Origin of the sequence: Corynebacterium sp. 51B, assembly GCF_008930785.1 — a bacterium.
GTDB lineage: Bacteria > Actinomycetota > Actinomycetes > Mycobacteriales > Mycobacteriaceae > Corynebacterium > Corynebacterium megadyptis.
This window is the reverse complement of record NZ_PQMK01000001.1, coordinates 20800-33075: the sequence shown is the minus strand read 5'-3', so window position 1 is coordinate 33075 and position 12276 is coordinate 20800. Positions and strand designations below refer to the sequence as shown.

The window sequence follows — 12276 nt, the reverse complement described above, 5'->3', positions numbered from 1 at the left end:
GTTCGGTATTGTTTTAGCCGATCAACAATTATGGATATACTTTTCAGCATTCTGGCTCTCCTCGGCTTTGTGGCGTTGACCGCCGGCACGGGACTATTCGTGGCAATCGAGTTCGCTCTCACCGGGCTCGAGCGCTCCACCATCGATAACCACGTCGCACGCAAAAAAGACGCTGTCTCGCAGCGCGTTCGCGACGCCCACGAGAATCTCTCTTTCGAACTCTCCGGTGCCCAATTGGGCATCACCATCACCACCCTGGCAACGGGCTATTTGGCGGAGCCGGTCCTAGCCCGCTTCTTCACCCCGCTGCTGGAATTAGTGGGCCTATCGGAGCGGGCCGCCTCGCCCATCGCTTTGATCCTCGCCCTGATCGTGGCCACCTTCTTGTCCATGATCTATGGCGAGCTCCTGCCCAAGAACATGGCGATCACGGATCCGTGGGCCACCGCCCGCGTGGTGGTCACCCCTGTGCAGTGGTTTAACAAGGCACTCAAGTGGTTTATCACCGCATTGAACTCCTCGGCCAACTTCATTGTGCGCAAGCTCGGTATCGAGCCCGCCGATGAGCTGGCCAGCGCCCGCTCCGCCCAAGAGCTGGGCGCTTTGGTACGTAACTCCGCCCAAGTGGGCACCTTCGATGTGTCCAAGGCGCGCATGATTGATCGAGCGCTGAAGTTCGGCGAAGCCACCGCCGAGGAGTTTATGACTCCCCGCTCTACTATTTTGTTCCTGCACAGCACGGACTCGGTGGAAGACTTGGTCCAGCTGGCGCTGGAGTCGGGTCATTCCCGCTTCCCCGTGGTGGACGACGATCTCGACGACACCATCGGCGTCGTGCACATCAAAAACGCATTCTCCATCCCCACGCACCAGCGCCCCGAGGTGCCGGTGGCGCAGCTGGCCCGCGAAGTCAATACCGTGCCCGATTCCCTCGATGGGGATGCCGTGCTTAATGCGGTACGCTCCGCCGGCTCCCAAATGGTGCTGGTCGCCGATGAGTATGGCGGCACCGCCGGCATCGTCACGATCGAGGACGTGGTCGAGGAACTGCTCGGCGAGGTCTATGACGAACACGACGATGCCGAAGCGGAAAAGGACTTCCGCCGCGTCGGCGATTCCTGGGAGGTTGCCGGGCTGGTTCGCGTCGACGAGCTCGCTGAAGCCATTGGTTATGCCGCCCCCGATGATCACCGCTATGAAACTGTCGGCGGGCTCATCATGACGTGTTTGGGGCGTATCCCCCAGCCGGGCGACGTCGTCCTGCTCCCGCTCACGGAGCACGATATGCGCGATGAATTCGAAACCGGCATGACCGGACGCTGGATCGCCTCGGTCGCAGCCATGGACGATCGCCGCGTCGAACGCGCATTCTTTACCTCTATCAGCAACGAAGAAGCAGCGGAGTACGCCTCATGAGTGGAATCCAAGCAATCATCTTCGCCATTTTCCTTTTGGCTCTCAACGGCTTCTTTGTCGCCGCCGAATTCTCACTCATCTCCTCCCGCAAGGACCGCATCGACGCGCTCATTGCCCAAGGAAAAACGCGGGCAAAGAAGGTGGAATACGCCACGGAGCATCTCTCCATCATGCTTGCCGGCGCGCAGCTGGGCATCACCATCGCCTCGCTGCTGCTCGGTAAAGTTGGCGAGCCAGCAATCGCGCACCTTTTGGAACGCCCCTTCGGCGCCCTCGGGGTGCCCGAATCCTTATTGCACGCAATCTCCTTCGCGATCGCCCTAGCGGTCATCACCTTCTTGCACATTCTCGTTGGCGAGATGGTGCCGAAGAATATCGCCCTCGCCGGCCCCGAAACCTTGGCCATGATCTTGGTTCCGGCCCACATTCTCTTTGTGAAGATGATGCTGCCCATCCTGAACTTCATGAACTGGGTGGCACGGCATACCCTGCGGCTCTTCGGCATCGAGCAAAAAGACGAGCTGGATTCCGCAGTGGACACCGAGCAGCTGGCCATTATGGTCTCTGAGTCCCGCTCCGAGGGGCTTCTCGACGCCGAGGAGCATGCCCGCCTCGCCAAGGCCCTGCGCACCGATAAGCGCTCGGTGCGCGAGGTGCTCATCCGCAAGGAAGATGTCCACGCCATTCCCTTCGGCGAGCGCGGCCCCACTGTGCAGCAGCTGGAAGAAGCCGTCAATGAGACCGGCTATTCCCGCTTCCCCATCACCGGGGCCACAGGCAACTATCTCGGCTATGTCCACATCAAGGACGTGCTTGATCGCCTCGCCTCCTCGCGTTCCTCGCAGCAGGACGTGATCCCGCGCTCCCAGATCCGACAGCTGATCAATATCGACGCCTCCGGCGTGCTGGATCAGACCCTGCGCCGGATGCGTAGTAGCTCCGCCCACATGGCCCAGGTGCGCGATCGCGGCCAGCTCATCGGCGTGATCACCCTCGAGGATCTCATCGAGGAGTACGTGGGCAACGTGCGTGACTGGACCCACGAGGACACCGCAGATGCCTGATCTGCTCGCCCCTGCCGAGTGGCAGCGGCGACGCGGGGAGCATGAGCGTCGCGTCGACGCGCTCACCGAGCAGCACCTGCGCCGTCGCTCACGGCAAGAAAAGCACCCAGTGTGGGACTTCATGTTCGACTACTATCCCTTCTCCCCCGGCAAGATGCGCCGGTGGCATCCAGGGATGGACTGCGCGCTGATAGGCGATGCCCCGCACGCCCAGTGGTCCTTCTATCGCTCCACCGGCGCCGGAGATGAGGCTCGCACCGGCGTGGATCTGTCGGCCCTTGCCCCTAAGCGGATCCGGCTCTGGCGCTTCCTCGCCGAGCTACTGCAGCGCGAGGAGACGAACCCCGCCCGTTTCGATTGCTTTGGCATGCACGAATGGGCGATGGTCTATCGCACCGAGGAGGCCCGCCACGCGCTGCCGCTCCGCTTGGGCGCTGCCGGCACAGATGCGGTGGTCGAGGCCCATGGCCCGCTGAAGTGCACCCACTACGATGCCTTCCGCTTCTACACCCCGCCCGCACGCCCGCTGAATATCCGGCCCTTAAAGCGCGAGGATCAACTCAGCTGCGAACAGCGCGGCTGTCTGCACGCCACCATGGACCTGTATAAGTGGTCCTTCAAGATGCTGCCGGTAGTCCCCAGCGAGCTTGTAATCGACGCCTTCGAGCTGGCCTGCGAGGCCCGCACCCTCGACATGGAGGCCTCCCCCTATGATTGCCGCGGCCTCGGCTTCGGCAGCGTGGCCGTGGAAACCGCCGCGGGCAAAGCCGAGTATGTGGCCCGCCAGCGCGCGCTGTCTCGCACCGCCGAGCCGATCCGACACCGTCTGCGTTACTACGTCGAGCGTGCTCTAGCCACTACACTGGATGAGTGAGTCTTGAACCACAGCTAAAGGTTCACACTAATCACAATGTGAGGAAGAGGTGCACCCGTGGCCCGTCACGCATCCGGAGAATCTAATTACCGGCTATCGAAGGAGCTCATCACCGCAGGCGTGGTGGTGATTGCACTGGTCATAGCCGTCGTCGTGTGGCTTGCGGTGCGCTCATCCGCCGATAGCGCTGATAGTAGCTTCGCCAAAGAATGCATCGAGGGCGATCTGCCGGTGCCCGTAGCGGTCAGCTCCTCCACCCCCGATGCGGTGGTCTCTTCGCTTGTCGACGACTACGCGCAGAGCATCCCCGTGGTCAAAGATCATTGCGTGAACCTCACCACCGTCGATGATCCCGCCGGCGCAGCCGTGCTGATCTCCACCGGAACCCGCGGCGAGGTACAACGCCAGCTCGATGCTGCACAGCTTTCTCCCGCCAGCGATACCTGGGCCATCGCGGCAAGCACCCCGGTTGGTTTGGCCTTTAAGCCCGATTCCCCGGCCCCAGATCAGGGCTGGGATGCCCAGCCCGCCGAGCGCGTGTTCTACCCCGAGCCGACCCAGAATCCGGCCGCCGCGCTAGTTGCCGCCGCTGTGTCCAAAGACAACCCCGATACCGGCGCACAGCTGCTCAAGGCCAATACCCTGCCCTCTTTCGAACCCGCAGCCGAGAGCCAGCTTCTCGCCGTGACCGAGTCCGAGACTCCCGAGGGCATGGACTTCTTCGCCCCCGATGACACCCAGGTGCCTACCTTCGTGGTGCCGCTGGTGACCCATGACGTCATCTCGGAGGAACAGTCCCGCGCCGGGGCGCATTTCGCCAAGTTCGTCACCGCCCACAATGAGGGCGCCGAGGACAAGTCCGTCACCTGGGCCACCACCGCCGATATTCTCAACGAGCGTTATGCCCAGGTTCCGGAAGAATCCACTGGTTCCACCACGCAGCCGATCAACCACACCCTGCTGCTGCTCGATACCTCCGAGGCGATGAATGCCTCGCCCTCTGGGCACTCCCTCTATGCCGAAACTGCCCGCATCGCCGATCCCCTGGTGGTCTCCGCGATCCGCGCCGGCGGCACGGTGGCGTTGTGGAACTACTCCTCGCCGCTCAACCCGGGTGTGACCAAGGGCTGGCGCGATAACATCGCCTTTAGCTCCGATAGCGCCGCCATCGTCGACGCCATGAAGCGCTTCGGCACCGGTGGGCAGCCCCAGACCCGCGAGGCCCTGGCCGCCGCCCTGCCCGTCGCCGCCGACTATGCCACGAGCACCGATGAGGCCGTTCAGATCGTGCTCGTGACCTCCGGCACCGTCGATCCGATGAACGATGAGCAGCTGCGCACGATCCTGCAGCGCTACGCGGACGCCAATGTGCAGCTCGACGTGCTCACCGTCGGCGGCGGCGCAGCGGACACAGTGGTCACCGACTTCGCCCGCAGCACCGGCGGTCATGTCGGCACAGCCACCGACACCCCCGAAATCGCCGAGGGGCTGCAGCAGTCCTTCGGCATCGAGCGCCCCTAAGCCACAGCCGCATCAGGGCTACTACGCAGCAGAGTTTCTCTGCTGCGTAGTAGCCCTTGGGATAAGCGGACATGCCACAGCCCAGGGATAGAATCCACCAACTATCCCTGGGCTGTGTGCCGTGAAACGAGTGTTTAGGAGCTGCGACGGCGGCGTCGAATAGCGAGCTCGTCTTCTACCTCGAGCTCGGCATCGCCATCGATGCGCTCGGAGGGGAATGCGGAGATGGTGCCGGTGAGTTCCTTCATGATGCCCGGCACGGCGATACCGAAGACGCCCTGGCCATCGGCGAGAAGGTCGATGACCTCCTCCGAGGAGCGGCACTCGTAGACGGTGGTGCCATCGGAGACGAGAGTAATGGTGGCGAGATCGTCCACGCCAAGATCGCGGAGTTTATCCACCGCGAGGCGGATGTTCTGCAGGGAGATACCCGTATCCAGCAGCCCCTTGACGATCTTCAGCACGAGAATGTCTTTGAAGGAGTACAGACGCTGCGAACCGGAGCCACGGGCGCTGCGGATCGACGGGGTCACGAGCTTAGTGCGCGCCCAGTAATCCAGCTGCCGGTAGGTGATATTCGCTACCTGGCACGCGATAGGAACGCGGTAGCCAACCTCTTCATCGGGCCCCATGGTGAAGAGGGATTCTTGCACGCCGTGGGTGGTGGATTCAGACATGTGTAATTTCTCCCTTGTTATTTTTCTCTCAGGATACGTGTCCCATAGTGCTCAGGTACAGCCCGCGTTCATTATGAGACACACGTTTCGCTCTTATGCCTCCGGATCGGGAGTGCTTACTCAGAATACTGAGAGCACCGTGAGCCACAGCGGAGACACGCCGAAACTCTAAACCTTTAGTTTAAGCTTAGGGTGCCTGAATCACTTTGTCACCTTTTGTCACACTAGCGGTCAGTTTTATCGTCCTCGCTGCTATCGCCGCGCAGGTCGGATTCTTCCACGCCCATCGAGCGCAACAGGGACTCAAAGTCCGCATCTGCCTGGGCATCACCGGAGGCCGAGGAGAATTCATCCGCAGTATCACTGACATCGTCGCAGTCGATGCCGAAGCCGCGAGAGAGATCATCGGCGGAGACAAACACCCCGGTGCGGCGCAGCACATCCTCGGCCACGGAGATCGGGAGCTCTTCCTCTCGCGCCACTAAGATCGCATCCGAGGGACGCATATCCAGCACGGTGCCATCGCCACAGACCAAGCTGGCGGTGAAGCGGCCGCGGACATAGCCGTCGATACGCACCTCCATCGCGGAGCCGGCGTGCGAGTCAGCGAGCTGTACGAGCACATCATGGGCGCGGGGGCGCACCGGTGCCCTCCCCTGCTCGCGCGCTGCGATGGAGGCCGCGGCATCCTCGCCGATCCAGATGGGAAGAATGCGGGTGGTGCCGACGACGCGGAGGAATATGACGTTATAGTCCTCGGGCGGAATCACGAACACACCGTGATAAACGAGATCAATAAAATTGCGATCATTCATGGGAGTAGCGTCCTTATACTCACTGCTAAAAAAGAGCCACGATGTAGCGGCGCTACTCCGTGACTCTCATGGTGGCGTTCCTCGGTGCGGCTAGGAGCGAAGATCGTTTTTCACCAGGCTCGCATGCAGCGACACCACCAAGGCGGTGAGCTGCTCGGAAATCTCTTGGGCCTTGTGCTTGGCCACGTCCGAGCCCGACTGCGCCACCGGGGTGGTCACCTGGGAAATCAGATCCGCTTGGCGGCGCGCCGAATGACGCACCGACTTCAAATGGCGAACATCGAAACCGAATTCCGTGAGCGCCCGCGCGGTGGAGGCCACACGCACATCATCGGCGGTGAAGAAACCAGCGGGATCGGCACTAATCAAGCCCGCGCCGGCGAGCTCGCGGACAAATTCCTTGTCCACGTCGGCCTGCGCCGCGACGTCATCGTCGGTCAGCCGCGTAATGGCCGGGGCCCGAAACTCCTCCGGGCTGATGATCGGCTCCACCTTCGTGGCGCTGAGCAGCGCAGTCACCTCGCCGGAGTCCATGGCCTCGAGCTGCTGGCGGATGACCTTCAGCGGCGTGTAGTTATCGCGCTGCGTCACCAGGATATAGCGGAGACGCTCCACATCCTTGTCTGTGAAGCGGCGATAGCCGGAGGGAGTGCGGGAGGGTGTGATGAGGCCCTCGGATTCGAGGAAGCGAATCTTAGACACCGTCACATCAGGGAACTCACCCCGCAAACGCTCCAGCACCACGCCGATAGACATGGTCTGCTGGCGCGCATGACGCAGTGGCTTCACGCTGCCGTCTTTAGAATCCCGTAGTGCGCTCACGTTGTTTTTACCCTTAGGTTTCTTCTTTTGATCTTTCGGTTCTCGCGGTGCCGCTTGGCGTATCTGCGCCCGCGGCACGACCCGTATGCATCCTTTGTAGCCTAGCCGAGGGCTGGGGCGCTACTACTTCTTCGGACCTGCCAGAAAAACGAGGCGGAACTTGCCGATCTGCACCTCATCGCCCGTGTGCAGTGCCTCAGCGTTCTTCGGCTCGCGGTTGACGTAGGTGCCGTTCAGGCTTCCCACATCCACTACCTCGAACTGGCCCTCGCCATCGCGACGGAACTCGGCGTGGCGACGAGACACGGTGACGTCATCAAGGAAAATATCGCTCTCTGGGTGACGCCCCGCGGTGGTGGTCTCCTGGTCGAGCAGGAAACGCGAACCCGCGTTCGGGCCCCGCTTAACCACCAGCAATGCCGCCCCCTCGGGCAGGTTGCCCGCGCCAGCATTCGCCGGTGCAGCCTGAGCACCAGACTCCATTTCCTTAAGCAGATCAGCGCGGAAAACAGATGTTGTCTCCACCTGAGTCTGGGAAACGTCAGTGTTGTCACTCATTGAGAAAAACCTCCGGTTGCTCGAGCACAGTGTGTCTTCGCCCCTCACCGCGGGTGCGGTGGCCGCCGTAGCGCTGGGTGAACAAAATCGTCTGCCCTACGGAATCTATCAAGCACAGCTCGTCGCTGCAGGGTCGTAATGTCTACATCATACGTGGCGTAGTAGCTCTTGGGTGTTTAAGCCCAGTGCCTGAGCCCGTTACGATTGCGTAACAAAACCTTAGCGCGCTGGGCAGCCTCCCCCACGGCCGGTATAGCCTATGAGCTTCATCACACGCCGGTGATGAGGGGAGTTATCGGAACATTCCTGATATCCCGCCCATCACCGAGTTACTGCTGCCAGACAAGGGGTTGTCATTGACCATGTAGGTCCATGTGGCCGAGGGGCGCACGAGCCCCTCATCGCCGAGGTGCGCGCCCTCGTTATCGATCAGCACATCCTCGAAGCTCTGCACGGCATCATCCACGGCCTGCTGCACGAGCTGTTTGAACTCGGAGACAGCAATGCGGTGGAACTCGTCGATGGGCGTTTCTTTCGCAATCGCCCGCAGGTGAATGGACTCGCGGACGTCGTCGAGAAGCGCGAGATGCTCACTCCAGCCATAGTCCAAGTGATAGAGCATGATCTCGCGGGCAGCCTGCACCAGCGTCTCGTGCTCGACTGTCTCCTCCAGCTCAGCGGTGCGCTGGGGGCTGCGCTGGCGGAACTCCTCGAGTGCCTGCTCGGAATGCAGCAGGCGCTGGCGCCGCTCATCGATGATCACGCGCTGATCTGCCAGCAGCTTGTTGTATTTCCAGGTCTGGGCGTGGATCTCCAGCAGCTGGCCTTCGGTGACGCGCTGGCAGTGCTCGATAAAGTCGCGCACCTTCTTCGAATCGATAGCCCCGGCAGCATCTGGGCGGGCGTGGATCTGCGTGCCCCCGCCGCCGGCATGCACCACATCATCGTCGAGGGCGACAAAAAACACCGAGCTACCGGGATCGCCCTGGCGTCCGGCGCGCCCGCGCAGCTGATTATCGAGCCGAGCGGTGCGATGCCGCGCGGTACCGATCACGGCCAGTCCACCGCGCTCCACCACGGCGTCGTGATCGGCCTCATCGGCGCCGCCGAGCCGGATATCGGTGCCGCGGCCGGCCATCTGGGTGGAGACCGTCACCCGCCCGAGATCGCCGGCCTCAGCGACGATGGTGGCCTCCTCGGCATCGTTTTTCGCATTGAGCACGCTGACCGGGATATCGCGCTCTGCGAGGGCTGCGGCCAGCTCCTCGGATTCGGCCACGTCGTGGGTGCCCACCAGCACCGGCTGGTTCCGGCGATGCAGCTTGTCGATCTCCTCCACAATTGCCTTGTTCTTCTCGGCGATGGTGGCATAGATGCGGTCTTGTTCATCGAAGCGCTGCAGCGGCGTATCCCGCTCGATCACCGATACCCGCAGGTCATAGAATTGGCGCAGCTGATTGGTGGCCTCTACCGCGGTGCCGGTCATGCCGCAGACCAGCGGATAGCGCTTCATCAGCGCCTGCAGCGTAATGGTGTCGAGGATGCGCCCGCCATCAGAGACAACCAGGCCTTCCTTTGCCTCCACTGCGGCTTGCAGCCCGTCGGGCCATCGTTGCAGATCGGCGACGCGCCCGCGGGAGGCGTCGATAAGCGACACCTTGCCCTCGCGTACGATATAGTGCACATCCCGAATCAGCAGTGCTTGGGCGTGCAGCGCGAGATTGACGTGCACCAAGGTAGTGCCGATGTGCTCCTCGTCGTAGAGGGTGTCAATGCCCAGGACCTCCTCCACATAGTGCGCGCCAGCGTCATTGAGAAATACATTGCGCCGCTCATCATCGACATCGAAGTGTTCGCCCTCTTTGAGCCGACGCACGATTTCGGTGATCCGCCCGGTCGGCGCCGTGGACTGATCCGTGCCCGCCAGCACCAGCGGCACCAGAGCTTGATCCACCAGCACCGAATCGGCCTCGTCGACGATCGCCACATCCGCACCCGATTGCACCGCATCCTCGGCGCGGGTGATGAGCTGATCCCGCAAGACATCGAATCCGATCTCATTGACCGAGCTGTACACCACGTCCGCGGCATAGGCGTGACGACGCTGCGCCGCCGTCATTTTCTCCGAAATGAAGGACACGCTCACCCCAAAGGGGCGGAACACGCTCTCCATCCGGGTGGCATCGCGCTGCGCAAGATAGTCATTGACCGTGATCACGTGCACCCGCTGGCCCTGCAGGGCAAAGCCCACCGCCGCCATGGCCCCCGCCAGCGTCTTTCCCTCACCGGTGGCCATCTGGATCACATCGCCGGCCAGCAGCCGCTGCGCGGCCTGGTACTGCGAGATAAACGGCTCCTCGTCATGGGCAGCAGCACTGCAGGCACCGATGGCGGCGAGAAGCCGTGGCATATCGCTGATCGTGGTGCCCGCGGCACGGGGGCTGCCGGATAAACACTCAGCCGCCACTGCTGCGGCATGGTCGCCGCCAAGAGCGGAGCCCTCGCTGCGCAGAATTTGCTGCGCCTGCTCGGCTATACCCAAGCTCTTCTTCTCGTGCTTGGTCTCCTTCGCTCCGAGCGCCTTCCAAAACCACTTCATGCCAGCCACAGTTTTTGGCCATCCTCCTCGAACAGCTCCCAGATCGGGCGTGGGCCCACCCCAGAAGTCATCGCGTGCTATCGGTGTTCCAGCTTAGCGCTCGCCCCAGACACTCTCGGCAGCCTCCCACACGCACTCATCCCACCTCTCCGAGGGATCCGGCACCACCCAGCCGCCCATTGTTTGCCTAAACGCCCAGCTCGGAAGGCCTTTATAGAGAGGCGCTGAGGCGCCGGTGAAGCCGCGGCGAACACTGATTAAACTGGGCAGCATGCACTCAGTCTCAGTGAAACTACCGTCCTCCACCGGCTCGCTCATGGCAGGAACCCTCGACCTTCCCGATGGAACTCCCAGAGCCTTCGCGATGTTTGTCCACTGCTTCACTGGCTCCCGCTTCACCCCGGCGGCCTCTCGCGTGTCCAAGACGCTCGCCGATGAGGGCATCGCCTGCCTGCGCTTCGATTTCCCCGGCTTGGGACAATCGGAGGGCGAGTTTTCCCGCACCTCGTTTAGCTCGAATGTCGCCGATATCCGCGCCGCCTATGAGTGGCTCGAGAGCAACTACGAGGCGCCGCAATTACTGGTGGGGCACTCCCTCGGCGGGGCGGCCGCACTGCGGGCTGTATCCGCCAGCACGATCGAGCGCATGCGCGGAATCCGCGCGGTAGCCACTATTGGCGCCCCCTTCGACCCCGCGCACGCCGTGCTGCACTTCGCCGACCGCATCGGCGATGTGGATGAGCATGGCGCAGTGACGCTGAAGCTCGGCGGACGCGATATCACCATTTCCCGCGAATTCCTCGAGGATCTCGCCGAAGTCAATCCGGAAAGCTACCTGCACCGGCTCAAGGTGCCCCTGCTGTTGCTGCACTCCCCCGTGGACCAGACGGTGGGCATTGATAATGCCCAGAAGATCTTCCTCTGCGCCCGCTACCCGAAGTCACTGGTGGCGTTGGATAAGGTCGATCACTTGGCCACCCGCCCTGGGGCCGCGCAGCGCGCCGCGCACCTCATCGCCACGTGGGTAAGCCCCTATCTGCAATCGACGGCCGACTCCGAAGCCGAGGATGTCTTGCCCGAGGGCGTGGCCCAAGCGCAGTCCATTCCCGCCGGCGCATTCACAGACTTGGTCCACACCGGCTCACGCAGCTTCACCACCGACCGCGAAAAGGAACTCGGCGGCAAAAACCTCGGTATCGCGCCCAGCTCCTTGCTCATTGCTGCGCTCGCCGCGGCCACCTCCGAGGAAATCCGCGCTGCCGCCCGCGAGTCGCGCATTCGCGAGCTGGAGGACGTCCGGGTCTCCGTGACCACGGTGGTCGGCGCCGACTCCGACCAGCCGGTGCTGCGCCGCAATATCTCCCTGATCGGCAATCTCAGCGATGAGCAGCGCGCGGAGCTGCTCGCCGCGCGCGACAACTCCCCTGTCGCCGCCATGCTTTCCCATGTCCGGATCGAGGATATCGATGACTAACACGCCGGGTCGCATCCTCGATGTGGATGACCGCTGCCCCTGCTGCTCTGGGCAGAGCTACGGCGAGTGCTGCGGTATCTACCACGGAATTAACTGCTCCTGGGATGTCACCTGTGCGCCGCCGGCCCCCACGGCCGAGGCCACCATGCGCGCCCGCTACACCGCCTTCGCTGTGGGCCACGGCGACTATCTACTCGCCACCTGGGCACCAGAGGATACACCGGCGCGTTTATCGCTTAATGGTGAATCGGTGAAGCTCTACCGGCTCGACATTCTCGAAACCACCCAGGGCGGCCCCATGGACGACGTAGGAACGGTCAGTTTTGCCGCCTATCATCGCGGCCCGAACGGCCCCTTTATTCAACGGGAACGGTCTCTGTTCCGCCGCCGCGCTGGGCTCTGGTTCTACACCAAGAGAATGCCTCTGACCTGCTGATTGGACTCTCCGGCCAACAC

The 12276-nt window shown here is 62.5% G+C and carries 11 protein-coding genes; 6 read left to right on the top strand and 5 right to left on the bottom strand.

Translation table 11 applies throughout. The features are described 5' to 3' along the window. Nucleotides 1-30: 30 nt before the first annotated feature. From GBB14_RS00165 to GBB14_RS00150, 4 genes are read left to right on the top strand one after another with little or no spacing between them, the layout of a single operon-like run. On the top strand, nt 31-1416 hold the full coding sequence (locus GBB14_RS00165; protein WP_151528821.1) for a hemolysin family protein: 1386 nt from the start codon (nt 31-33) through the stop codon (nt 1414-1416). Then, a complete protein-coding gene (locus tag GBB14_RS00160; RefSeq protein ID WP_151528822.1) occupies nt 1413-2480 on the top strand; it encodes a hemolysin family protein in 1068 nt (355 codons plus the stop codon). The genes GBB14_RS00165 and GBB14_RS00160 overlap by 4 nt, the downstream gene beginning before the upstream one ends. Next, nucleotides 2473-3354 (top strand): 3-methyladenine DNA glycosylase, encoded by an 882-nt coding sequence (locus GBB14_RS00155; RefSeq protein WP_151528823.1) that lies wholly within the window; start codon nt 2473-2475, stop codon nt 3352-3354. Before GBB14_RS00160 ends, GBB14_RS00155 begins: the two co-directional genes overlap by 8 nt. A gap of 57 nt (nt 3355-3411) precedes the next feature. Next, entirely contained in the window at nt 3412-4875 is a 1464-nt protein-coding gene (locus GBB14_RS00150; protein ID WP_151528824.1) for a hypothetical protein, read from the top strand. Between the two features lie 134 nt (nt 4876-5009). Here GBB14_RS00150 and GBB14_RS00145 read toward each other — a convergent pair whose 3' ends face one another. The 5 genes from GBB14_RS00145 to secA2 form a co-directional block, all read right to left on the bottom strand. Next, the gene (locus GBB14_RS00145) at nt 5010-5552 is read right to left on the bottom strand and encodes a MerR family transcriptional regulator (RefSeq protein WP_151528825.1); all 543 of its coding nucleotides are present in this window, start codon (nt 5550-5552) and stop codon (nt 5010-5012) included. A gap of 224 nt (nt 5553-5776) precedes the next feature. Then, nucleotides 5777-6367, bottom strand: a complete 591-nt coding sequence (locus GBB14_RS00140; protein WP_151528826.1) for a bifunctional nuclease family protein — start codon at nt 6365-6367, stop codon at nt 5777-5779. 90 nt (nt 6368-6457) lie between these two features. Continuing rightward, the gene (locus GBB14_RS00135) at nt 6458-7123 is read right to left on the bottom strand and encodes a MerR family transcriptional regulator (protein ID WP_151528876.1); all 666 of its coding nucleotides are present in this window, start codon (nt 7121-7123) and stop codon (nt 6458-6460) included. Between the two features lie 189 nt (nt 7124-7312). Further along, nucleotides 7313-7747: an oxoglutarate dehydrogenase inhibitor Odhl gene (gene odhI, locus GBB14_RS00130; RefSeq protein WP_151528827.1), complete on the bottom strand. Its 435-nt coding sequence runs from the start codon at nt 7745-7747 to the stop codon at nt 7313-7315. A 292-nt stretch (nt 7748-8039) separates the two neighbouring features. Continuing rightward, on the bottom strand, nt 8040-10355 hold the full coding sequence (gene secA2 / locus GBB14_RS00125; protein ID WP_192796231.1) for an accessory Sec system translocase SecA2: 2316 nt from the start codon (nt 10353-10355) through the stop codon (nt 8040-8042). A gap of 262 nt (nt 10356-10617) precedes the next feature. Here secA2 and GBB14_RS00120 point away from each other — a divergent pair, with 262 nt between their 5' ends. Both GBB14_RS00120 and GBB14_RS00115 read left to right on the top strand, forming a co-directional pair. Further along, nucleotides 10618-11820 (top strand): alpha/beta fold hydrolase, encoded by a 1203-nt coding sequence (locus GBB14_RS00120; RefSeq protein WP_151528829.1) that lies wholly within the window; start codon nt 10618-10620, stop codon nt 11818-11820. After that, entirely contained in the window at nt 11813-12256 is a 444-nt protein-coding gene (locus GBB14_RS00115; protein ID WP_151528830.1) for a YchJ family protein, read from the top strand. Before GBB14_RS00120 ends, GBB14_RS00115 begins: the two co-directional genes overlap by 8 nt. Nucleotides 12257-12276: the final 20 nt, after the last annotated feature.